This window comes from Peribacillus sp. FSL P2-0133, from assembly GCF_037975445.1.
In the GTDB taxonomy this organism is placed as follows: Bacteria; Bacillota; Bacilli; order Bacillales; family DSM-1321; genus Peribacillus; species Peribacillus simplex_E.
Map to the genome: position 1 here is coordinate 2,588,170 of NZ_CP150254.1, position 23,931 is coordinate 2,612,100.

General features: G+C 38.9%; 17 protein-coding genes and 1 pseudogene. 10 read left to right on the top strand and 8 right to left on the bottom strand.

Annotated elements, in window-relative coordinates; translation table 11 throughout:
• Window positions 1-292 precede the first annotated feature (292 nt).
• Both MKY17_RS12410 and MKY17_RS12415 read right to left on the bottom strand, forming a co-directional pair.
• On the bottom strand, window positions 293-610 hold the full coding sequence (locus MKY17_RS12410; RefSeq protein WP_098371958.1) for an iron-sulfur cluster biosynthesis family protein: 318 nt from the start codon (window positions 608-610) through the stop codon (window positions 293-295).
• A gap of 218 nt (window positions 611-828) precedes the next feature.
• The gene (locus tag MKY17_RS12415; protein ID WP_339201998.1) at window positions 829-1,737 is read right to left on the bottom strand and encodes a LysR family transcriptional regulator; all 909 of its coding nucleotides are present in this window, start codon (window positions 1,735-1,737) and stop codon (window positions 829-831) included.
• A 336-nt stretch (window positions 1,738-2,073) separates the two neighbouring features.
• Here MKY17_RS12415 and MKY17_RS12420 point away from each other — a divergent pair, with 336 nt between their 5' ends.
• Both MKY17_RS12420 and cysI read left to right on the top strand, forming a co-directional pair.
• Entirely contained in the window at window positions 2,074-3,888 is a 1,815-nt protein-coding gene (locus MKY17_RS12420; protein WP_339202001.1) for an assimilatory sulfite reductase (NADPH) flavoprotein subunit, read from the top strand.
• Between the two features lie 27 nt (window positions 3,889-3,915).
• Window positions 3,916-5,646 carry an assimilatory sulfite reductase (NADPH) hemoprotein subunit gene (gene cysI / locus MKY17_RS12425; RefSeq protein WP_144528144.1) on the top strand — a complete coding sequence of 577 codons (1,731 nt, stop codon included), beginning with the start codon at window positions 3,916-3,918 and terminating at the stop codon, window positions 5,644-5,646.
• 131 nt (window positions 5,647-5,777) lie between these two features.
• On the opposite strand, the gene MKY17_RS12430 is transcribed toward cysI, so the two are convergent.
• The 4 genes from MKY17_RS12430 to MKY17_RS12445 are packed head-to-tail and all read right to left on the bottom strand — an operon-like array spanning window position 5,778 to window position 10,087.
• Entirely contained in the window at window positions 5,778-6,329 is a 552-nt protein-coding gene (locus MKY17_RS12430) for a Rid family hydrolase (RefSeq protein ID WP_098371962.1), read from the bottom strand.
• 39 nt (window positions 6,330-6,368) lie between these two features.
• Window positions 6,369-7,454, bottom strand: coding sequence for a Ger(x)C family spore germination protein (locus tag MKY17_RS12435; protein WP_098371963.1), 1,086 nt, complete (start codon window positions 7,452-7,454; stop codon window positions 6,369-6,371).
• A complete protein-coding gene (locus MKY17_RS12440) occupies window positions 7,451-8,542 on the bottom strand; it encodes a GerAB/ArcD/ProY family transporter (RefSeq protein ID WP_098371964.1) in 1,092 nt (363 codons plus the stop codon). The genes MKY17_RS12435 and MKY17_RS12440 overlap by 4 nt, the downstream gene beginning before the upstream one ends.
• Window positions 8,543-8,560: 18 nt before the next feature.
• Window positions 8,561-10,087 (bottom strand): spore germination protein, encoded by a 1,527-nt coding sequence (locus MKY17_RS12445; protein ID WP_286177086.1) that lies wholly within the window; start codon window positions 10,085-10,087, stop codon window positions 8,561-8,563.
• Window positions 10,088-10,297: 210 nt separating this feature from the next.
• On the opposite strand from MKY17_RS12445, the gene MKY17_RS12450 reads away from it, so the two are divergent.
• From MKY17_RS12450 to MKY17_RS12460, 3 genes are read left to right on the top strand one after another with little or no spacing between them, the layout of a single operon-like run.
• A complete protein-coding gene (locus MKY17_RS12450; RefSeq protein WP_098371965.1) occupies window positions 10,298-11,728 on the top strand; it encodes a spore germination protein in 1,431 nt (476 codons plus the stop codon).
• Window positions 11,725-12,819, top strand: coding sequence for a GerAB/ArcD/ProY family transporter (locus MKY17_RS12455; protein ID WP_098371966.1), 1,095 nt, complete (start codon window positions 11,725-11,727; stop codon window positions 12,817-12,819). Before MKY17_RS12450 ends, MKY17_RS12455 begins: the two co-directional genes overlap by 4 nt.
• Window positions 12,816-13,928 (top strand): Ger(x)C family spore germination protein, encoded by a 1,113-nt coding sequence (locus tag MKY17_RS12460; RefSeq protein ID WP_098371967.1) that lies wholly within the window; start codon window positions 12,816-12,818, stop codon window positions 13,926-13,928. Before MKY17_RS12455 ends, MKY17_RS12460 begins: the two co-directional genes overlap by 4 nt.
• Before the next feature lie 95 nt (window positions 13,929-14,023).
• Here the strand turns inward: MKY17_RS12460 and MKY17_RS12465 are convergent, their stop codons facing one another.
• Window positions 14,024-15,472, bottom strand: coding sequence for a flavin monoamine oxidase family protein (locus MKY17_RS12465; RefSeq protein ID WP_179891091.1), 1,449 nt, complete (start codon window positions 15,470-15,472; stop codon window positions 14,024-14,026).
• 860 nt (window positions 15,473-16,332) lie between these two features.
• On the opposite strand from MKY17_RS12465, the gene MKY17_RS12470 reads away from it, so the two are divergent.
• The 4 genes and pseudogenes from MKY17_RS12470 to MKY17_RS12485 all read left to right on the top strand — a co-directional run bounded on the left by MKY17_RS12470 (window position 16,333) and on the right by MKY17_RS12485 (window position 19,708).
• Window positions 16,333-16,839, top strand: a complete 507-nt coding sequence (locus tag MKY17_RS12470) for an acyl-CoA thioesterase (protein ID WP_098371969.1) — start codon at window positions 16,333-16,335, stop codon at window positions 16,837-16,839.
• 715 nt (window positions 16,840-17,554) lie between these two features.
• A pseudogene (locus MKY17_RS12475) lies at window positions 17,555-18,289 on the top strand (IS66 family transposase); the annotation flags it as partial.
• 110 nt (window positions 18,290-18,399) lie between these two features.
• The gene (locus MKY17_RS12480; RefSeq protein ID WP_098371970.1) at window positions 18,400-18,897 is read left to right on the top strand and encodes an RHS repeat-associated core domain-containing protein; all 498 of its coding nucleotides are present in this window, start codon (window positions 18,400-18,402) and stop codon (window positions 18,895-18,897) included.
• A gap of 265 nt (window positions 18,898-19,162) precedes the next feature.
• Window positions 19,163-19,708 carry a hypothetical protein gene (locus MKY17_RS12485; protein WP_098371971.1) on the top strand — a complete coding sequence of 182 codons (546 nt, stop codon included), beginning with the start codon at window positions 19,163-19,165 and terminating at the stop codon, window positions 19,706-19,708.
• 825 nt (window positions 19,709-20,533) lie between these two features.
• Here the strand turns inward: MKY17_RS12485 and MKY17_RS12490 are convergent.
• Window positions 20,534-21,922 carry a M28 family peptidase gene (locus tag MKY17_RS12490; protein WP_098371972.1) on the bottom strand — a complete coding sequence of 463 codons (1,389 nt, stop codon included), beginning with the start codon at window positions 21,920-21,922 and terminating at the stop codon, window positions 20,534-20,536.
• 636 nt (window positions 21,923-22,558) lie between these two features.
• Here MKY17_RS12490 and MKY17_RS12495 point away from each other — a divergent pair.
• Window positions 22,559-23,920: a cytochrome ubiquinol oxidase subunit I gene (locus MKY17_RS12495; protein WP_098371973.1), complete on the top strand. Its 1,362-nt coding sequence runs from the start codon at window positions 22,559-22,561 to the stop codon at window positions 23,918-23,920.
• Window positions 23,921-23,931: the final 11 nt, after the last annotated feature.

A 23,931-nucleotide genomic window follows, 5' to 3' on the forward strand; every position in this document is an offset into this window, starting at 1 on the left:
TTTTGGATGTGCTGAAAAATTATCTAAATAATAGAATAACAATATATTAGACCCTAAATAAGGGATTAAAATGAACAATTGGTCATTTTTTTATTTGGTGGTAATTTAATTTAATGATTGTGATTATTACTAGTAGGGAAATAAATTACTCGAAAATCAGTTGCCTAATGGTAATGCAGTGCTATCCCATGGGAAAATAAAAATCCCTTTAGGTAAGTGCCGATGATAAATTCCCTGAGTATAAGCACAAAAAGCCCAACTGAAACAGAAGGGCATTTTACTATGTTCATTTTTAAAAATTCACTCTATTCAACTGGAGATTATATCTCAATGTTTCTTCGTCTGAATATAATTTGTATCCAAGTCCATCACTGTAGTTAAGAAAGACTTTATCTGGAAGATGCTTTTTGGACTCACTTGATATTAATAGGGGAACCCCATCAATTATGAAGCTCTCATCATCTTCATTCTTGTTATCAATTTTCAATTCGTGCTCCACATAAATCGAACAGCTTCCAACAAAAATGGCTTCGATACGAACACCTTCATTCTCTTTATAATCCACTTTTTTTAGTTGTTCAATCGCTGCTTCTTTAATCTCAATATTCATAAAACCCGCTCCCATAAAAAAATGATATTATTTTTTATCCATACAAGGAAAACAAAAATCAATCTATGAAGAATCCTCTATTTATTCGTATACCCAATTGTTTATAAGTTAATGTGTTATACCTTTCCTAGCGATATAATAGAGTTTCAAAAAAAGGGGCTTTCCCAAAATAAATAAGCTCCAATTAATCGATTTTAGAACATAGTCCTCCCAAATGATCATCCTATCGGCTTTGCTTTCAAAGGCCATTTTTTGTTTAATTCAGTTATGAAAGTTTTGACATTCTTTTTATCTTCCATAATTGGGGAATAGACGTACGAAAGTGTTCTGTTAAAGGATTCTTTTTTCACCTGAATAATAGAAAGGATTTTATTTTGTACATCCCTTTCAATTACACTTTGGGAAAGAAGGGCCAGTCCTAAGCCGTTTTTTATAAGTGTTTCTTTAATCCCTTGATTACTGCTTATCGTGAGTATCGATTTAATTTTCAATCCATTTGAACGTATGACGTGATTAAGGTATTCACGTGTTCCAGATCCAACTTCCCTTGTTACCCATGCTTGGTCATGTAAATCAGTAATCTCGACTTCGTCTTTATTAGCGAGTTCATGATTGTTGGAAGACACAATGAATAGCTCATCTTGCATGAATGGGTGAACTGAAAGCTCTTTTTCATTAGTTTGACCTTCGATTAAACCAATATCCACTTTGTATAGCCGAACGGCTTGAACGATTTCTTCCGTGTTTCCGATTACGACTTGAAGTTCAAGTTCAGGATATTCCTCTTGAAGGTCGATGAGTAAAGAAGGAAGGATATACTCTCCAATTGTAAAACTTGCTCCTATCTTCAATTCGCCCTTGATGGACCTATCGTGTTCCTGAATGTCTTGTCTGGTCTGTTCATAGATTGTGATCATTTGCTTGGCCCGGTCGTAAAGAATTTCTCCCGTTAAGGTGACTTTTAGGAATTTAGGAGAACGGAGAAATAATTTGGTTTGGAACTCTTCTTCTAATTTTTTTATATGCAAACTAACACTGGGTTGCGACATAAGAAGCATTTCTGCTGTTTTTGTAAAATTCTTGACTTCCACAAGGGTCACAAATGTTTTTAGAGCATCATAGTACATAGAAATTTCTCCTTATTATTAATATTCTTAATAGTTACAATAAATTATATATATTTTACTAATGATGTGCCTTCCAGTAAAGTTTTAATGAGAAACTTATTTTAGGAAGAGTATAAGCTGGGGAAGGTTAACGTCCTTTATAACCTTATTTTTTATTTGTAGAGTGCTATGAACCTATATGCCTGTATTTTCAATTTTTTTTGGAGTTAAAACCGACTTCGTCTATAGGAGTAAACGAGTTAATTATTTTATGGATGGAAATAAAAATGTTTAACCTACTCGTTATACCTAATAGTCAACTAAGATAAGTTAATATCCCTTTGTGAGGTGGAAATCGTGCAACTTCAGGTAAGTAACAGTCCCTTTAATCATGAGCAGGCAGAGCGCCTTAACAGCCTCCTGCCTAACTTGACAGAAACACAAAAAGTTTGGTTGAGCGGTTATCTGACTGCATCTTTGTCAGTTTCGAATATGAGTTCAGCCGACGCTCCGGTATTGGAAGCTCAAAGCAGCGTAAAGACAGTATCAAAAGAGGTGACCATACTTTATGGTTCACAGTCGGGCAATGCTCAAGGACTGGCAGAAAATGCGGCGAGTAAGCTTGAGGGTAATGGCTTTCAGGTTACCATTTCATCCATGAGTGACTTTAAATTCAACAATTTGAAAAAGGTCCAAAATCTCCTCATTTCCGTTAGCACGCATGGAGAAGGTGATCCGCCGGATAATACATTGTCTTTCCATGAGTACCTTCATGGCAGGAGGGCACCAAGCCTTGAAGGACTCCGCTTTTCAGTATTGGCGCTTGGGGACAGCTCATATGAGTTTTTCTGTGAAACTGGAAAACAATTCGATAAACGCTTGGAGGAACTAGGAGGGACACGGTTATTTCCGCGGATGGACTGTGACCTTGATTATGATGAGCCTGCTTCCGAATGGCTGGCAGGAGTCATTTCTAGTTTAAATGAAGGGCAAGGCAGTTCTGTTGCTGCAGTTCCCGCAACGATGGCTTCAGTAGGTGAACAAACGTATTCGAGAACAAATCCGTTTAAAGCGGAAGTGCTTGAAAATATAAACTTGAACGGTCGTGGCTCCAATAAAGAGACACATCATCTCGAGTTATCTCTTGAGGGCTCTGGTCTTACATTCGAACCTGGAGACAGCCTTGGTATATATCCGAAAAATGATTCAGATTTAGTGGATATGCTTCTTAAGGAACTCAATTGGGACCCAGAAGAAACCGTGAAGATCAATAAGCAGGGAGAAGTTCGTCAGCTTAGGGAATCGCTCATCTCCGATTTTGAAATTACGGTTTTGACAAAGTCCCTCATTGAACAAGTGGCCCAGCTTTCAGATAACGAGGATTTAAAGGAGCTTTTAGTGCCTGGTAATGAAGATAGATTAAAAGAATATCGTGAAGGCCGTGATTTGCTTGATTTTGTCCGTGATTTTGGCTCATGGGGCGAATCGGCGCAAGAATTCGTATCAATTCTCCGGAAAATTCCAGCCCGTCTATATTCGATTGCGAGTAGCTTATCCGCATATCCGGATGAAGTGCATTTGACAATCGGAGCTGTCCGGTATGAAAGTCACGGACGAGAAAGAAAAGGTGTCTGCTCCATTTTATGTGCAGACCAATTACAGCCTGGGGACATGCTGCCTATTTACATTCAGCATAACCAGAATTTCAAGCAGCCGAAGAACCCAGACACTCCAATAATCATGGTTGGACCGGGAACGGGCATAGCTCCGTTCAGATCCTTTATCCAGTATCGCGAAGAATCGGAAGCGAAAGGGAAAACGTGGCTCTTTTTCGGCGATCAGCATTTCGTGACGGATTTCCTTTATCAGACTGAATGGCAAAAGTGGTTGGAAACAGGCGTACTTACGAAAATGGATGTTGCCTTTTCACGTGATACTGATGAAAAAGTGTATGTTCAAAACCGTATGCGCGAGCACAGCGGGGAATTATACGAATGGCTTCAAGAAGGGGCAGCTGTATACATTTGCGGTGACGAGAAAAACATGGCACATGACGTCCATAATACGCTTATTGAGATCATTGAAAAAGAAGGCAATATGAGCCATGCTGATGCGCAAGCTTATCTTGAAGAATTGCAACAAAATAAACGCTATCAACGTGATGTGTACTGAAAATTTGGAGGAAAAGGAGATAACAACATGGTGAACCCACTATTGAAAGCACTATTGAAAGCACCAGAAGGACCGCCTAGTGATGTTGAGCAAATTAAAGACAAAAGCGATTATTTGCGAGGTACACTTGGAAAAGTGATGCAGGATCGGATTAGTGCCGGTATTCCGGATGATGACAATCGACTAATGAAACATCACGGCAGTTATTTGCAGGATGACCGGGATCTACGCAATGAGCGTCAGAAACAAAAACTGGAGCCTGCCTATCAGTTTATGTTGCGTGTCCGCATGCCCGGCGGGGTGGCACAGCCTTCTCAATGGCTTGTTATGGATGACCTTGCTCAGAAATATGGAAACGGAACCTTGAAATTGACAACAAGACAGACGTTTCAAATGCATGGCATTTTAAAATGGAATATGAAAAAAACCATTCAGGAAATCCATGCTTCCATGCTGGATACCATCGCTGCATGCGGTGATGTAAACCGGAACGTAATGTGCAATTCGATTCCATTTCAATCCGAAATTCATTCCGAAGTATATGAATGGTCGAAAAAATTGAGTGATTATCTTTTGCCACGTACAAGGGCGTACCATGAAATCTGGCTGGATGAAGAAAAAGTGGTTGGTACTCCTGAAGTGGAGGAAGTCGAACCAATGTATGGTAAGCTTTATTTGCCAAGGAAGTTTAAAATAGGCATTGCGGTCCCTCCATCCAATGACATTGATGTCTACTCCCAGGATCTTGGCTTCATAGCAATTGTTGAAAATGGAAAACTCGTTGGTTTTAATGTGGCGATCGGCGGCGGTATGGGAATGACCCATGGTGACAAGGCGACATATCCTCAACTAGCCAAAATAATCGGCTTTTGCAACCCTGATCAAATACTGGATGTGGCTGAAAAAGTCATTACGATTCAGCGTGATTATGGAAACCGCTCCGTAAGGAAAAATGCACGGTTCAAGTATACGGTAGACAGGATTGGGCTCGAAGCGGTAAAGGCTGAATTGGAAAATCGTCTAGAATGGAAGCTGGAGGAAGCGAGAACTTATCATTTTGATAATAATGGTGACCGCTATGGATGGGTAAAAGGCATGCAAGGAAAATGGCATTTTACACTATTTGTCGAGGGTGGCCGAATTGCCGATATCAATGATTACAAGCTGATGACCGGTTTGCGTGAAATCGCAAAGATCCATTCGGGTGATTTCCGTTTGACGGCCAATCAAAACCTAATCATTGCAGATGTGTCAAGTCAGCAAAAGAAAAAGATCATAGAATTGCTTGAAACATACGGTTTGACGGATGGTGCACATCATTCAGCACTCCGACGCAGCTCGATTGCATGCGTGGCGCTTCCAACATGCGGGTTGGCAATGGCCGAAGCAGAGCGTTATTTGCCGGTTCTGCTTGATAAAGTCGAGGAGATCGTTGATGAAAACGGCCTAAGGAACGAAGAAATCACGATTCGCATGACCGGTTGCCCGAATGGCTGTGCCCGGCATGCACTCGGGGAAATTGGTTTTATCGGTAAGGCACCTGGCAAATATAATATGTATCTCGGTGCTGCCTTCGACGGAAGCCGATTAAGCAAAATGTACCGTGAAAACATCGGTGAAGAAGAGATATTAAAAGAATTGCGTGTACTTCTTTCCCGATATGCAAAAGAACGTCAGCAAGGAGAGCATTTCGGAGACTTTGTCATCAATGCGGGCATTGTTAAAGAAGTGACGGATGGAATGAATTTTCATGATTGATTAAATGCAACGAGAGACAGGTATAATTTCCTGTCTCTTTTTGTATTCAAAATTTTTCCGGAGTGCAATGATAAGAATGATAACTAAGCCTGGAATACCGATAATGAAACAGGACCATTCACACTTATCGTTTATTTTTTTGACTTGCTGTTATTTTTATAGGCTACCTCTGCTTCAATCTCAATAAGATAATCCGGCGAAACCAGACTTTGCACCCCTACTGTAGAACGAGCTGTTTTTACTGGATTTTCCTTTGTATTAAAGAACAGAGCATAGGCATCAAACCAACCTTGATAATCTGGTTTATCTCCTTTGTTTGGATCTGGTGCGACATACACACGCAAATAGGTTACATCAGCGAGGGATAGTCCTTTAGTTTTCAAATCTGCTTTTAAATTTTCTAAGATTCCGATTGCCTGCTCTTCTGTATTGCCATATCTCTCATAAGTGGTTTTTCCATCCTTGTTTAAAAGAGGAGGGACTGTTCCGCTAAACAATAACCGGTTATAACTTTGAGGTACAGCAACTGAACTGGAAATCGCAGAAGATGTGGAGCCAAAGAAGGTCACTTTATCTGAGTTCAATTCATTTTTATCGTTACCTGCGGAAGCAAAAGAGATTCCTGTGATTAAACTTATACCTAATACTGAAGTAGTAATGACTGATTTCATGTTTTTTTTCATAAAGTCAGCTCCTTATCGAAAAGTATTCCTGAAAATTTATTATTCAGAGACCCCGGTTTGGAGAATGTCAACTTTGGTTTCTATTTTAATGTCCATCATGGGATAGATCTTTCTCCATTGTTCATAGGTCATTCTTTTATTTTTGGCGTGATATTTGGCCTTCAAGCCAATCGGGTCAATGTTTTTTTTTTGAAAATCTTTAATAAGACGGTTTGCCTGCCTATTTAAAGAAGCTTCCATTTCCTTTTCAATTACTTTTATCAACTTTTTATTGGTAAGATTGTCCCTTCGCATTGATTCTTTAATTTGTCCTTTAATTTTGAGCTTAATCGTAATGGACGGATTTCGCTCGGAGTTGGATACCTCATAATTTGAACCACTTCGGATACTTTCCACTACGATATCACTTTTCTGCTTGTCTTTTAATTTGAACTTGTAAATTCCCTCTTTATGAAATTGAACTAATGTCTTGAAAATGAACATATCTTCCGTTCGAACTTTACTGACCATTTTATTTTCATGAAACAAGGCCACTCCTGAAACTGCAACTTCTTTATTAATTATTTTAAATAAAGGAAGAAACGAATCTCCGCCATCTTCCATGGAGTTTCTTAAAAAAAGATGGAGGTTTGTATCCGGTCCATTCCCTGTTTCAATTTGTTGATTGATTAAGTCCGATAAAAAGATTCCAATATTTACATTCGTATTTGGTGGTTTCGTATTTAACAAATCCTTGACCTTTCCTTCAACGATGGCCAAAAAGACCCTGTTTCCAAGTTGAGGCTCACGGTAGAGATAATCGGTCAGTTCTGTTATTCCTATTTCATGTACGATTTTCTCGCTAAATAAAAAGATGCGTGTCTGTCCAAGCATCACCGGCTTATCCGCTTTTTTGGATACGATAGCCTGAACATCACTCGTTGTCGTCGATGTTCCAGTTAAGGTTTGATACATACCCATCTTGTCCTGTTGGAAGATAGGGATGACGAACATTCCTTCGATTATTTTATCCTTTCGTATATCGTAACCAATGGCTTGGGACATATTGACTTCATCAACCACTCTTGGCTGGGCACAGCTGCAAAGGAGGGAAAAAGCCAAGATGACAAGAAAGAATTTTCTCATAAACGTATCCTCCTTTTCTTTATATAAATGATGGCTAAAAGAAGAGGCAAATATAATGCAAGGAAGAGCACGGCGTATGGATTGATTATTTTATTCAATATATATAAGGAATCATTATCAAAAACAAATATATTAGTGAACAGGATAATAATGGACATCGCCCATAATGGATACTTTTGCTGAACATTGAATATGCGCTTGATACCCCTGCTGGCAGCCCACAAGCAGATGGTCATGTTGGGTATGACAAAAATGGCCCACCAAGAAACTTGTATATATTCAAATCGCTGAATAAAGGGCAATTCGACAATGCTGGTCATTGTAAGTGTCGGCCAGATAGTCAGTTCCAACTGTTTTTGTGAATAAAAAATCAGTGAAACTAAATAAATGAAAACGGTTAATAAGGTTGTTGTTAAGGCCCCTCCATGAGCATATTTTTGTGAAGTTTTAGCATCTTCGATGAACGGATAAAACATCAGGATCATTTCAAAACCAAGAAAAGTTAAGGAAGTACTTCTGGTTCCCTTCAGTATATCCAATAGATTGTGGTCGAATATAGGGAGCAAATTGGTGAATTCAGAGTATTTCATGACATAGAATAGGACAAAGAAAATCCAGTAAGACAAAATGACGCTTAAAAAGGCAATTCCCGTAATTGTACGGAAGCCTCCCGTATTTATATAATAAATCAGAAGCAATAAAACCACTGTAAACGCCCAAGAAGCTACCTCTTCAAACATCCATACATGTATGATATTTATATAGCTGATAATCATATCCATCCCAAGGATCAAAAAGTAAAGAATGAATAATAGACTGAAAAAATTCCCAATCCATTTTCCGAATGCATGATTATTGGCAGAAATGATATCACCTGGGACGATACTTAATATTTTATATATGATCCAGATCAATATATGAACGATCAGTCCGGCAAGTAGTATCGAAATCCAGCCATCCGTTCCCGCCGACTTTGCTAAAACTCTTTGAAAACTTAAAACGCCTACTCCCGTTTGCACGGAATGCACCAAAAAAAACACATAGAACGGTGATACCTTATACTTTTCATTAACTTTTACTTTGTTCATATAGGACCCTCATTTAAATCATTCATTAAAATCATTTTTTTTGATTTTCGCTTTTTTTGGCTTTGGCTGTCTGTACATATCATCAGGATGTAAATTTTTAGGTCTGGATTTAAAAAGATTATAAGGAAGCCGAACAAAGGTATCTTTCCAATCTTGGATGCGAAATGGATATATGGGTTCAAGGTACGGATGTCCCATTGACGTTAATTTGATAAGGTGGGTCATCAAAAACACGGCCGTTATGATAATGCCAAGTCCCCCCCAAATTTGGGCCCCCACTAAAAAGGGGAATCGCAGTAACCGAATGGCATTCCCCATTTTATAAATAGGAGTAACAAATGATGCCAATGCCGAGAGGGCAACGATGATCAATAAGATATTACTGGTCAGACCAGCTACAACCGCTGCTTGACCGATTACGATACCGCCGACGATACCTAATGTCTGGCCTACCTTAGTTGGCAGCCTGGCAGCCGCTTCCCGTAATAACTCAATGGAGATCTCCAAGAATAATGCTTCGATCAAAGGCTGAAAAGGTATTAAGTTCCTTGAAGTGACGATCGTTTCCAAAAGGTCTTTTGGAATCAGTTCATAATGATAGGTCAGCACGGCTACATAAATGGGAGTTGCAAATATGGAAAAAGCGACCGCGAATATCCTTAATAAACGGAAAGCAGATGCCGGAATCCAAGGCATATTATAATCTTCCATGGTGATAAAGTATTCCAACAATATGGTTGGAGTAATAAGTACAGAGGACGACCTATCGATTAACAAGGCTACTTTACCTTCAGCCAATGCACCTGCGACGCGATCTGGCCTTTCCGTATTTAGGAAAAGGGGAAATAAGGTATTTGAATTATCATATAGCATTTGCGCAAGATGTGACCCGTCCAATATTTCATCAAATTCTACGTCATTGATCCTTTGGATAACATTATCAACATTTTCCTGATTAACGATCCCTTCTATTGATAACACTGCCACTTTCGTTTTAGACAAGGATCCTACAGTCATTTCACTTACTTGCAATCCAGGGATAGGCAGCCTTTTTCTAACAAGATTCAGATTGATATCAATATCCTCGACAAAAGCTTCTTGAGCACTTATGATTCCAAATTCAAGTTCAGGTTTATTAACTTGCCTGTCTCGTTGGGCCGCAACATTGATTAATAGGCATTCATCAAGATTTCCATCTAAACGAATGGCAATTTGGCCTCTCATGATCCTTTCTTCGATTACAACCTTGGTACTGGTAATCAGTGTATTTTCAATAGGAACGTTCTCTTTAATTTGCTCCAAATTTATCGTTTCCAGAGTTGGTATGACAGAAAGAACACTTTCGTGAAGTTCCTGTGCATCAATTAAAGTGCGATAAAACGATACCCAATAGCCGACGCCATTATATGTTCCTTGATGGTTTATGAAATCATTGGATGAAGAAAGGGAATTGAATAGGCCCCTTACATCCGAAGCTTTATTTAATTCGTCATTTTTAACATTATGTTGTATGTTTTTTTTTTTGAACTTTCTACGGTTAAACAATGCTGTCACCTCTAATCTAAAGCTAGTTATCCTAGCATTTGCAATTTAATTACAAATTAACCATTTACAATGTTAATGTTCCTCGTTAAATGAAATGGGAATAGATTGAAAAATCATTGGTTATAAAAACTGTCACCATTTCCTTTTCGAATAAAATAATTGAAGAAAGTGGAAACTAAAATAAAACCCATTTAACCAAAGGAGTTCACCATGAAAAGTACACCCTTGCATATTAAATTGGATCAAAAGCAGGAACAATTGAACTCTGAATTGGATATGCAGGATGATGTAGTTTTTAAACAGGTTTTCATTCCCGGTTATGAGGTTTCAGGGTTATTCGTATTTGTCAATGGAACGATGGATTATCCAGCATTCAATGAAATAGTCCTGGATTTATCGGCTGCGCAGGTCGAATCAAGGCACACGGTTTCCATCGATATGCTGGTCATTTCCAAAATCTGTTCAGTCAGGGAACAGGATGTGGAAACATATGAAAAAGCCAAAGAGCATATTTTTGACGGGAAAACACTTTTATTTATAGATGGAATGGCAAATGGTTATGTCTTGAATCTGAAAAAGGAGAAAATTCGTACACTGAGTGAACCTTCGACAGAGAGGGTTGTGCGTGGACCGAAGCTTGGGTTTATCGAAAGTCTCCAGGAAAATATCGGCTTGATAAGGCAATATTCCAACCATCCCAACCTAATCGTCAAACAACAGAAGTTAGGGACGCTTGAAAAGCGGGAAGTTGCATTGATCTATTATGAAGGAAAAGCAAGCGATCCTTTGTTAAAAGAAGTGAATAATCGGATAAATGGAGTAAAAACTACCGATCTTCAAGACTCGGGGATGCTTGAAGAATTAATTGAAGATACATCGTTTAGCCCTTTCCCACAGATCCAGAATACGGAGCGTCCGGATAAAGTAATGGCGGCGCTGCAGGAAGGAAGGGTGGTCATCATGGTTGACGGCTCGCCATTTGCATTGATGGCACCTACGACGATGACGATGCTGCTGCAGTCACCTGATGATTATTATGAAAGGTGGGTTGCGGGTTCTTTTCTACGTGTTCTTCGTTACTTTTCTTTATTTATTACCGTTTTTCTTTCAGGGATTTATATCTCCTTGGTTTCGTTCAACCCTGGATTGCTGCCGACGGAACTAGCGATGACCATAGCTGGTACAAGGGAGAACGTGCCATTTCCGCCTTTTGTTGAAGCGATAATAATGGAATTGACGATTGAACTGCTTCGTGAAGCAGGCATTCGGCTCCCGGCGCCCATTGGGCAAACGGTTGGATTGGTTGGTGGCGTCATTATTGGACAAGCAGCCGTTCAAGCGAATATTGTGAGTTCCCTGATGGTCATAATCGTTGCGATCACGACGATTACATCTTTTACGGTACCACAATATAGCTTTGGACTGGCATTCAGGGCATTAAGGTTCGGGGCGATGATTTTTTCCGCCGTTCTAGGCCTATTTGGAACCACTTTATACTTTATCATTGTTATCAGTCATTTGTCGAAATTGACAAGCTTTCAAGAACCTTATTTTCAACCAATGGATTTTATCGGTAAAAAAACCTGGAAGGGTGCGTTCTTACGCTTACCGAAGCGGAAAAAAGGGGGAGAATTTTCTTGAGCAAAGCTGACGGCAAAATTCTTAGTGGGGAATTGGCCTCGATCATTTCATGCGCCATGTTAGGAGTTGGGATGCTTACGCTTCCAAGGACGATAACGGAAAAAGTTAATACATCCGATGGATGGATCGTCTTGATTTTTAATGGGATCGCTATTGCCCTTTTCATATGCTTATTGGTTGTACTGTTAAAAAAACATAAGGTGGCTAACTATTACACATACATGGAGGAGGCTTATGGAAAGTGGCTCTCCAAAATTTTTGGGTTGATCGTGGTGGTGTACTTTATAGGTGTGGCCAGCTTTGAAGTGCTTGCGATGAGTGAAATGGTCCGATTTTATTTGTTGGAGAATACGCCGGTTGAAATATTGATACTCACATTGATTTTAGCGAGTGTCCATCTATTGACAGGCAAAATTAAAGCCATTGCAAAGGTGTGCGTCTTCTTTTTACCTCTGACAATTGTCATCGTTTTGTTAATTTATATGTTCAGTATTAAAGTAGTCGATATAAAAAACCTGCAGCCTGTACTTGGAAAAGGATTTCTCCCTGTCATGAAAGGAATGGGCTCCGGGACTTTGTCTTTTTTTGGAATTGAACTTTTCATCTTTTTGTTTGGCGTCGTTAAAAATCAAAGCAAGATAAAAAGTGGCGTTTTAATCGGTTTTTTCATACCGATGATATTATATGTAATTACATATGTTCTGGTAGTCGCTACACTGACTGTTCCTGAAGTCAAAGCTGTTACATGGCCAACCATTTCTTTTATTCAATCGTATGAAGTAAAAGGGATATTTATAGAGCGGTTAGAGCTGTTTCTATTAATCACCTGGATTCTTCAGTTCTTTTGTACACATGCAATTTACTATTACTTCGCAGCAGAAGGACTGACGAAAATTTTCAACAATTCATATTCAACGAACCTTATTGTTTTGGTTCCAATCGTTTTTTTTCTGGCCAAAATCCCTAAAAATACAATCGAGATTTTTAAAATGAGCGATTTACTGGGAAAGGTATTTCCCTTTATATTGATTGGCTTGCCAATTATTACATTCACGATCGTTCAAGTGAAAAGGAGTAGAAGAAGCGGATGAAAAGATTATGGTTTATCTTGCTTATCCCTTTGCTTACAGGCTGTTGGGACAGTCAAAATATAGAAGAGTTATCCCTTGTGGTCGGAATGGGAATCGATAATAGTAAAAAGAAAGACGAAATTATGTTAACCCAGCAAATTCTGGTACCTCCAGGAAGTAGTGTTCAGGAGAATCAAGCTCAACTAAAATATAAGAATGTTACAGTCAGTGCCAAAACGTTGCATGAAGCAATAAGGGATTCCTTGCTCATAACCAATACGGTTTTAACCAATCATCAGCGTATCATGCTCATTAATGAAGATGTATTAAAGAAAATCCCGATGGAAGCGATCATTAATCAGGCAATTCGCGATAATAACACAAGGAGAAGTTGTCTTGTTTATTTAACAAAGAGACCGACAAAAGAAATTTTGGGACTAGCCGACGATGGGGAGATCCCTTCGAATGTAATTTATGAATTGAAAGATAATGTGAATCGAACGAATAAAATCCTTCCGCCTTTAACGATGGGCAAAGTTTCCTCAAGTTTGCAATCAGATGGAAGCTTTGCCATTCAGGCCGTTGATATTAGAAGAGGGAAATTAATTTTGGAGGGTGCAGGGGTAATCAACAATTCAAAGTTGGTCGGGGTCATGGATGATGAAGATATAGCTGCTTTAAATTGGTTGAACGGAAACGTGAAGGGCGGAATAATCGAAGCGGTCCAACACGGTAAGCCTATAAGTGTTGAAGTGATCAAAAGGACAAGGAGGAAAGTCACGACGGAATTGAACGGGGATCATTTGAAGATCAATGTTAAGGGCGCTTACACAGGAAGACTTTCGGAAGATTGGTATGGTAAGGAAAATTCATTTGAAGAAGCCTATCTAAAAGAGATTGAGCGTATTGCCGAGGATGAAGTGAAGAAGGACGTCAAGAAAATCGTATACAAATTACAGCATGATTATAAAACAGGGGTAGCAGGATTTTATCGTTATGTAGAAAATCAGCATCCAAAGTTTTGGGAGAAAAATAAGCAGAAATGGGACGAAGTTTTCAGTAAAGCCGATATTAATTATGAAGTGGACATAAGGATCATAGACTTCGGTTCAAAAGGAGGGGTAAAGTGAATGGACATACGAATAAAGACCTTCCAAATGCGAAGATTTTTATTCGTATGTCCTCTTTAGTCGATTGATTACTTAATGCCAAAGAAAATGTCCATTCAAGGCTCACTGGATGTTTTAGGCAGATTCGTCACTTCATGTGCAACCCTGATGCCGGATTGAATGGCTCCTTCAATCCATGCTGGTACGGTTGATGTATGCTCACCAGCAAAGTGGACCCTTCCTTCAGGAGTTGGGATGTATGGAAACAAGTCCGTTTCCTGACCAGGTTTAAACATGGAGAAAGCGCCATATGAATACTGATTCAGTGTCCAGCTATATGAAGCCCCTGATAAAAAATGATCGTATACTTGTTTTCCATGGACCTGAGCCAAATTTTTCAATGCGTGTTGTATACGGTCTTTTTCAGGAAGTATATCCCACAAAGTGGCGTCATCTTCCCATGTATAACTTGCTAAGATGAGACCGGATTCACTCTGGTTGCTCGTTTGGCTGGGGTAATAAGAAAATCTAATGGGTAAATCGGTCGTCAATTTACCGCCGAAGATTCCTTCCTTTTCCCAAAACCTATGTGTAAATTGAAGTCCAATTTTCGTGGACGCAGCATAATGGAGTTCCCTTATTGCCTTCCACTTATTATGGGAAAATGAATTCCGGGGTTCAATATCCATAAATTGCAACAATTGAAGTGGGATAGTCACGATGGCAAGGTCACCGGTAACCGTTAAGGGGTTTTGGCTTTGAGTATGTTTAGAGTGGATGGTGACTTGATTATCATGTTGGATGAGCTTTGTCACTTCATATCTGAAGTTTAGATTATCCTTCAATTCCGGTAGAAAAGCATAAGGAAGCCGGTCGTTTCCTCCTTCGATTGCAAAAAATTCCATGTCTGGATTTAAGAGTGGCATAAGCTCCCGAAGTATGGCAGGAAAAGAAAGTTCCGGGAATCCTTCTAATCCCAGTAGGACTTTGATGCTTTCAATTGCCCCTGTTGAAAGACTCATTCCTACTGGATTGTACTGTAAAAAGAAGCTCATGGAGTATTTATCAAACTCTTTGATGACTATTTCCCAATTTCTACTTGGGTTTTGAATGATGAAGTCAGTCACAGGCTTAATTGCCATGTTGAGTAATTCTTCAGCTGTTTTACCTCTTTCATGGGGAGCTACAGGGTACCTCAGTATATCCGGGTTCCGTTGATATATGGCAGCGGTTGTCTTGATTCCGTTGGCATAAATGGGATCATTAGGAGTCGCATTAACAAAAGTGTTGACTCGTAAACCATACTTCTTGATGTATTCAGCAACTAAGTAATGATAATTCGGAATGCGCATGGCACCGGCTTCAAGGTAGGAACCTTCTGAAAATGGCTCACGTATGGTCAAAACACGCCCTCCGACCCTCCCGGTTGCTTCCAATATCGTAACCTCGTGCCCCGCTTGTTTTAAAAGGGATGCTGCAACCAACCCAGACATGCCGGCACCAATGATAATGATTTTTTTTGGGATCTGGGAATGCCCCAGGCCATTTCTGATAACAGCAAGCATTTGATCGGGTGAAAGCGGATCTTTGAAAAAGGACAAAGGGTTTTTCTCCTCTCTTGTTACACTTTCTATATGGGATTTAAGCTATCTTATTCCTATTGGGTCACCATTTATGAAGGATCTTCAATAATTTGTCATGATTGATTATAACTATCATATTCCTCTAGGTTTATCCTTTATGTGAATACTCTATTATTAGATATTTAAGGTGCATGAATAAGTTGTTTATTGTTAAAAGATGATGCCATTTTTTTCGGAAGCTAACTATCTAAAGACTACAATTTATAATGGAGCCGAATTTAATTTAGAAAGTTAGAGAAGCAGTGTTCAGCTTTTTTGAACAATGGGATGAAATAACGAAGAATGCTATTCGCAACCTTATTTCGGAAAAAACTCACCAATCTATATATATGAATAACAGTTGATTAAGCAATAAAAAAGCGGATAACTGAGGCAATTATCGTTCTTTGTCTTTTGAAAAAACGCTAATTAGCATAACAATTGGAGTTAGTATAGTTTCATAAATTTTAGCGAGTGCGCATAATAAGTGCTCAGTGAAGAAATAATACGACCCCGTCCTCCCTTGACCGGTGGATTCACTAGTATGAAAAGGCTGGTTCCTTCCAAGAGAATGACAACAGTTCACTCGAGCAGGAGGAGCTTTTAATGCTACGTAAAGAGCTTGAGCAACAGCAGATGGTGAATGATATTTTAAAGCAAGCTTCGTATTCTCGGAACACTAGGCTACATACGCCGATAGTGTTTTAAGGTTAAAAAGCGCAAAATTGTATCATAATATAACCATATACTAAAAGTTTACATAGGTGATGATTTCAGGTCCCATGTTTTAGGAGGACGGGTTTATAGAAGCGAAATATTGCAGAGAATCAAGGGTCATAAGAACGAGTCGTATATTTCCAAATGATGTGAACAATCATAATACATTATTTGGCGGCAAATTAATGAGTGATGTCGATCAAGTAGCATCGATTTCTGCAGCACGTCATAGTCGAAGTGAATGTGTAACTGCTTCCACAGATTCAGTTGACTTTTTACATCCCATTCGTACAACAGATTCAGTGTGTTTTATATCTTATGTGGCATGGACCGGCACATCTTCAATGGAGGTTTTTGTGAAAATTATTGCTGAAGATTTAAAAAGCAGTGTTCGTAGAATTGCAGCGACTGCTCTATTAACATTTGTTGCACTAGATGAACATAAACGTCCAACACGTGTTCCAAAAGTTATTCCGGAGACAGAAGAAGAAAAAAAATTACATGAAACGGCATTAGATCGAGCAAGTATGCGGCAACAGAGAAAACAAAAAAGCAAAGATGTGGCAACGTTTTTAAATGTAGATTATCCTTAACTTTCATATAGTAACCTATAACCTACGAGGTGCAAAGAAGGTAAGAGGCAATCCTTATCAATATCGATCAAGTTGAAAAGCCGGACAATAAGCAAAGTGAAGCATTAGATTTACTAAGTTCACCCCAGTCTTTTTTCCGGCTATCGTTCTCAACATAATGATTAGTTGGGCCTACAAAGGGACGAGTTCGTTTTCATCCAGAAATAACTGTTTATCCATGTCGATGAAATTTAAAATTTGGGATTATTGATCTTCCTGTTGATAGAGGAAAAGGCTTATTGTTTGCGATTCCCCATAACATTACCTCTTCTTAATTAGATCAGTTAAGTCGAGGGAATTTGGCTGCGATAAGTCAAATTGTTGGAACAAACAAAGATATTATAGTTCTGGTGGATTAACGGCTTCATACTTTGAATGGATGCAAAACAATCAGGCCAGTATTGGACAGAAAAAATGGCAGAAAAATTACGAAATAATAGTCATTCTTTTCAAACGGTTTCTTCCATAGCACAAAATTATCAAATAGATATGCGTCTAGCTGCTAACATGGCTCGGTGTAAGTATGAAATTTGGAATCTCTAATTTATTTCTTTAGAAAGTGAGGTTTTTAAGGTGAAAGTAAGCGTCAAATATTCCCCACCTACTACTTGTAAATAGCTCATGAGATAATCTCCTTACATCATACATGTGGAGGTTTTTTTATGAAAAAACGCCTTATAAAGAAAGAATGGGAAGCTCACCCGAAACGTTTTTTAACGGGTTATCAAGGTTATTTACAAGTGATGGATATAGTTATAGTGGTTACAATCAAGTACCGGATGTCACCCTTGTGGGATGTTGGGCGCATGCCAGACGTAAGTTTGATGAATCCTTAAAGGCTTTACCTGATTCACAGAAAGGAAAAAAGGTGAAGGCGAGCGAAGGGTTGTATTTCTGTAATCAACTCTATTCTATCGAAAGATAGCTAAAACATGTCGACCCTACAGAACGACATGAGCAGCGACTGGAAAAAAGCAGGCCCATTCTGGACCTTTTTTCAGCATGGCTTTATGAACAAAAAGATCTCGTTCTACCAAAAAGTGCGCTAGGAAAAGCTATCACTTATTGTTTGAATCAATGGAAGCATCTTGAAGCTTTTTTATTGGACGGGCATTTAGAAATCGACAACAACAGAAGTGAACGTTCCATTAAGCCGTTTGTGATTGGGAGAAAAAATTGGATGTTTTCTAATACACCGCGAGGTGCTAGAGGGAGTGCCATCATGTATAGTGTGGTTGAAACGGCAAAAGAGAACAATTTGAGTCCCTATCATTATCTTCGCTATTTGTTTGAGACGCTGCCAAATATGGATCTAACGAATAAAATAGAAATAGATAAAGTCTTGCCGTGGTCATCTAGTTTACCCTCGGCATGCAGAGTACCGATAAAAAGTGAAGCAAACAAAACATAGTCCCGAAATACACCACCCATGTAGTATTTGGGGGCTACTTGACGTTCACTTTCTTATGGGGTCAGCTGTTGGACAGCTGATTAATAACAATACATAGAATACCACTTGGTATGATTGTCAAAGCAAAAGATGATGCAGGTAAGTTTGACACCAAAGCATATCAATTTATCACGAACCAACGTGGCGATGTCTTAAGCATTCGTGACAGCGAAGATAAAGAAGTCGGTTCATATCAATACGATGCGTATGGCAATATTTTAGCCGTAAAAGGCACAGTGGCGAAAGAAAACCCAGTAGGTTATGCGGGTTATTACTATGATGAAGAAACGAAAAATTATTATTTACAAGCCCGTTATTACAATCCAGAGAATGGTCTATTCCTAGCATTAGATCCACACTCAGGTGACGATGATGAACCACTTTCGCAGAATGGGTATACTTATGCGAATAATAAACCCGTAATGTATACAGATCCAGATGGGGAAATTGCAAAATATATTGCTCAAGCATTACTTTTTTTGGCAAAACCTTTAATAAAGAGATATGGAGGAGCAGCTTTAACAAAAGCAAGAAAGTATATGGTTCAAAAAGCTTCTAAATATTTTTAAAAATAGGGTTCTAAATATAGCATTAAGTCTGATGGAGGAGTATTACTTAAAGTTATTGAGAAAGGGAAAGGACGAGTTTTTTCTATAGACTATCATACACTACCAAAGGTAGCTTATTTGGAAAAATGGGAAAGAAAACCAGTAAGCAATATCGAAAAGGAATTTGGCATTATCATTATAAATCAGGGGTGCATTACATTATAGCTGAATTTATACCAACTAATGTCTATATAAAAACATAAGCAAATTATAAGGTGGTATGGAAATGGAAATATCATTAAATGATTTTTTAGTTGGAGACGGTTTTTCATATATTTTTAAATCTGGAAAGAGAGGGATGATTAATTTTTATTTTTTTATTGATTCAGTTGAAGAGGATTTAACTACGAGTTATAGCCAAAGCTTAAAAGAATTTTTAAAAAAATTAAATAAGTATCCGATTTATTTGCATGGAATTAGTGGTTCGAAGGAAATTAATATATCGAAAGGAGCAAAAACATCGAAAGTTGCGCCTAGAAATTATCATCATTTAGTAGAAATAAATAATATTGAAGAGCTAGTCAATTATTTTCCTAAAGCCTATTTGGACGCTTTTAACAATGATAGTATTTTGTTTTCTACTGAGAAAACAATAGAAATGGATTTTACGAGTGACATTGGTTTAGCGAGATTTATTTTGGATTATACAAAAACGACATCAAAAGATAGATATTATCTTTGGGTAGGCCATGACGGAATAGGTTTTGACTTCGTTTCGAATTTTTCTGATTATCCGTACAATAAAGTTCCGATTACAAGTGATGAGGATTAAACGAAAACGTATCAATTTATCATATTTATCAAAGATTTTGACTTAATATTAAATATGATTATGAAAATTATAAAATATTTATAGAACTTGTTATAGAATCAATCAAAGCATGGAGAAAAGGACGTAACTACGATTCATTTCCAACACCTCCAACACCTTTTTTAACGTTCATCCGAAGTGATGTTCAAGATATTTTATCTGATCATCAACAGAAAATTAGATTTTTTTAAAATAAATTTTATTGCCTTTTTTAACGTTTATTCAAAGAAACAACAATTGACAAAAAGTTCTATAGTAAAGCCCGACCATTCGTTCAAAATGGTCGGGCTTTTTAATGAGGTACAGTTGATTAAATTCGATTATTCAAGATACGTAAACCATTTAAAATAACAAGAATGGTACTACTTGTAATCATACGTGCTTATTGGAAGTTAATTCATTTAAAAGAATCCGTGTATTTATAATCAATCTTTTTTATAAAAATCTCTATAACCTAAAAATCAAATCCATACATTTTGATCAATCTTCGTGCAAAATGTGTGGGTTTCTTCTATTATAAATTCAGCTTTTGCAGCACACTTTTGATCAAACTTTATTTTAACCCTACATTTACAGTGGGAATGGTATTGGAGTTGGATAAGCATGTATGTTTTATTACATATTTCATATAGGATTTTCACTAGACTTAGAGCTTAGAAATAGTGAAAAAATTAAGCACGAGGCGCTGGCCGATAAAAAGAAGAGAGCATCTGTAAACTACACAGCTGCCCTCCTGATTTTCTCCAAGATCCATTATTAATCTCGTAATTCTGTACAATGAAGTATTTAATCTACCGGACGGTCATCAAAATCATAGTCTACCGTGCCAGGAGCTACACGTGCATTTGTTAATGCCGGAGTTTCCGGACGGGCAATTTGATACACACTGGCACCGACAATTTCAGCTGCTTGCTGCAATTTTTCTTTCGATATCTTATCCAGTGTATCTGTAGGCTGGTGATACCAAGGCTCTACAGGGGAATGGATAAACAAGGCGGATGGAATGCCAAGCTCATGGAATGGTTGGTGGTCACTCCTGCCCAGCTGTCCATAAGGAATCGCAACATCCATCGTTCTGGCCCCTGCTGAGGAACCCAGGTCCGTCACAAGGTTTTTCATTCCATCAATGGTATACATAATCAAACCACCTGCAGGATTATCCTCTCCAGCATCACGTCCGCCTATCATATCCATTTGGAAGTGAGCCACCATGCGGTCTACATCCTCTTTGGGAAGGGAATCTGCATAGAAGGATGATCCAACGAGCCCTCTTTCCTCAGATCCGAACGTGAGGAAGCGAATTTCAGTGTCAATTGGCGTTTTGGCCAGGATCCTTGCCAGTTCCAGCACAGCTGATACACCCGAAGCATCATCGTTTGCACCAGGGCCGCCCGGGACAGAATCATGATGGGCTCCAACAGTCACGATTTGACCATTATCCTTATTGGCTTTTGGTTTTAGGGAAGCGATGACATTGTAGGATGTCTTTTCGATTCTTTCAGCTTTTCCCACTTCCAGAGTGGACGTGATTTGTTTAGTTTTAAGCTGTTCGACCAACTCTAACCCTTGGGCTTGGGTAATGGCTACAGCAGGTATATTTTGCCCCGCTGATACTTGTCCGAAATTATTTCCTGATGGTGAGTTGTTGTACATTAAAACGCCAACCGCTCCTTTATTTAGGACATTCTGAACCTTTTCAACAAAGGTAATGTCCCCACGTTCAACTAGTGCAATTTTCCCAGATACATTTTCTCCAACTTCCTCTGGCTTTGCTTTTCCAACATTAACAAGTTCGGCCGTTACCTTCCCGCTGATACTGCCGCTAAGGGCACGCGGTGTTCCTCCTAAATCACTGTCACCAATTTTCACTTTTACATTTTGCACCGTATCATAGATGGGAAAAGGCTGAACCTTTGTTTCAAAACCAAGACTCTTAAACTGACTTTCTATGTATTTGACTGCACGGAGCTCCCCTTCTGTACCAGCAGCCCTCGGTTGCTCTGATAGATAGGCAATCGTATTATACATATTGTCCGCACTAATTTTTTTGATAACTTTGTTATCAAAAGCTGTGTCAGACTGGGCATTTGTTGCCCCGTTTGTTTGTGCAAATACTGTACCAGTTGATAGAACCATACCCGCAGCTAATAGTATTGTTAGTGATTTTCTATACATATAATCCCTCCTTCTTCATAATCTTCCTAATTATGTATTTTACTGAATAGTTTGTAAATGAGTCATTAGTCTTTAAATTCCAACTATCAATCGGTGTCTGACACCCGCTCTCATACTAATAACTTGGTAAATGAACAAAAAGAAAGAGCTTGTTTTGAAAAAAGTTTAATCAAAATACGCTCTTAATATTATTCAATTGATGTGACGAACGAAATGCCGATATAAAATGATATCTTTCGACGGGTCTCGTAATGTTTGTTTTTGACGGTGTCGATGAACAATTAAGATTGTAAACGACAGACCGTATTGATTGGCAGCCTATGTACCAGGCGGGGAAATATAGAAGGAACGTGCAGTACATCGTATTCGGGCCGGGACAGGTGTATTGATGGAAGCGGAGTAAATATCATCGACTTGACGGCACCTAAGCAAGGTTAAGAAGCGATCAACCAGAGTGAATATATCCCAATAATAACCTCGATAGAATATTTAAATAAAACAATCAACCAAAAACATCATCAAGGACAATACTGTCTTTCTGCAAAACCAAGAAAACTTAGTTTGTGGAATATTATTAAATATTTTCCTTTACAGAGGAGATACTACCAAGAGACAAAGGTAAGAAAGGAAGACAGTATGGATCATATACAAATGGCCCGTGCGATGTTCGGGACGAATATGGCTGTACATATCATATTTGCAACGATCGGCGTCGGGTTACCGATGATGATGTTGGCAGCGGAATTAATGTATCAAAGGACAAAGGATTTACAGTATGTTGTCATGGCTAAACGCTGGACCAAAACATTAGGGGTTTTGCTTGGGGTCGGGATTCCGACTGGTACGATTGCGGGTGTGCAACTGTCACTATTATGGCCAGGGTTTATGGAAGTGATTGGACGTGTCATGGCGCTTCCATTCCAGATCGAGATTTATGCATTCATGGTTGAAGCGCTATTCATGTCAATCTACGTGTATGCTGCTGAAAAAATAAAGCCATGGGCCCGTATCGTAAGTTTATTCTTTGTTGCATTCGGCGCAATGGCTTCGGCGGTTTTGATTTCTAATGTCCATGCTTTTGAAGGGACACCGGCTGGGTTCCGGTTTGAAAATGGGGAAATCGTCGATGTCGATCCTTGGGCGGCATTTTTCAACCCAAGTTTCTTGGTGACGGCAGGTCATACGGCCTTGACTGCTTATACTACAGGTGCTTTTGTCGTAGCGGCCGTTGCAGCCTATAAGATGCTGAAAAATAAATATGGCACTGCTGAATATAATTTTCACCAAAAAGCACTGAGGCTCAGTATTGTATTGGGTTTGGTTTTTTCTTTTTTGACGGCATTGAACGGTCATGCGACTACACAGCATTTATATAGGGAACAGCCGGAGAAACTGGCGGCGGCTGAAGGGTTGTTTGAAACAAAGGACCATGCCGGACTTACCTTGTTCGGTTATACCGATAGGGAAGCCCAGGAAGTGAAGTATGGGATTGAATTCCCATGGTTATTAAGCTTTCTATCCGGTAATAGCTTCGATACGGTCGTGACCGGCTTGAACGATTTTCCAGAAGAGTATTGGCCACCGCTTTATGTCCATATCTTATTCAACGCCATGGTCATCATCGGTTCCAGCTTAATCGCCTTAGCACTGTTTGCATTGGTATGGAATAAATGGCTGAAAAGGGAAACTTATCCGAAATGGGTTCTCTGGCTGTTTGTTGCTGCAGGTCCGCTTTCGGTGATTTCGATTGAATGCGGTTGGATTTTTGCTTGTACAGGCAGACAGCCATGGACGATATACAGGATGCTGACTACTGAGGATTCAGTCACTTCGTACGAAAACCTTGGATTTTTATTCACGATGTTCATTATTGTATATATCATTTTATGCGTTTCTGTCGTATTTACACTTTTGTATTATTTCAAACGTCATTCCGTTATGGATGATATTTATAAAGCAGAACAGAAAGATGTAAGGCTTTTCGATTCGAATTCATAAAAGGGGGGAAG

Bases quoted from the DNA above. Each gene is read 5' to 3' on its own strand.
- MKY17_RS12410 (WP_098371958.1), bottom strand. From the start codon at position 610: ATGAATATTGAGATTAAAGAAGCAGCGATTGAACAACTAAAAAAAGTG.
- MKY17_RS12415 (WP_339201998.1), bottom strand. From the start codon at position 1,737: ATGTACTATGATGCTCTAAAAACATTTGTGACCCTTGTGGAAGTCAAG.
- cysI (WP_144528144.1), top strand. From the start codon at position 3,916: ATGGTGAACCCACTATTGAAAGCACTATTGAAAGCACCAGAAGGACCG.
- MKY17_RS12430 (WP_098371962.1), bottom strand. From the start codon at position 6,329: ATGAAAAAAAACATGAAATCAGTCATTACTACTTCAGTATTAGGTATA.
- MKY17_RS12435 (WP_098371963.1), bottom strand. From the start codon at position 7,454: ATGAGAAAATTCTTTCTTGTCATCTTGGCTTTTTCCCTCCTTTGCAGC.
- MKY17_RS12440 (WP_098371964.1), bottom strand. From the start codon at position 8,542: ATGAACAAAGTAAAAGTTAATGAAAAGTATAAGGTATCACCGTTCTAT.
- MKY17_RS12450 (WP_098371965.1), top strand. From the start codon at position 10,298: ATGAAAAGTACACCCTTGCATATTAAATTGGATCAAAAGCAGGAACAA.
- MKY17_RS12460 (WP_098371967.1), top strand. From the start codon at position 12,816: ATGAAAAGATTATGGTTTATCTTGCTTATCCCTTTGCTTACAGGCTGT.
- MKY17_RS12465 (WP_179891091.1), bottom strand. From the start codon at position 15,472: ATGCTTGCTGTTATCAGAAATGGCCTGGGGCATTCCCAGATCCCAAAA.
- MKY17_RS12480 (WP_098371970.1), top strand. From the start codon at position 18,400: ATGATTGTCAAAGCAAAAGATGATGCAGGTAAGTTTGACACCAAAGCA.
- MKY17_RS12485 (WP_098371971.1), top strand. From the start codon at position 19,163: ATGGAAATATCATTAAATGATTTTTTAGTTGGAGACGGTTTTTCATAT.
- MKY17_RS12490 (WP_098371972.1), bottom strand. From the start codon at position 21,922: ATGTATAGAAAATCACTAACAATACTATTAGCTGCGGGTATGGTTCTA.
- MKY17_RS12495 (WP_098371973.1), top strand. From the start codon at position 22,559: ATGGATCATATACAAATGGCCCGTGCGATGTTCGGGACGAATATGGCT.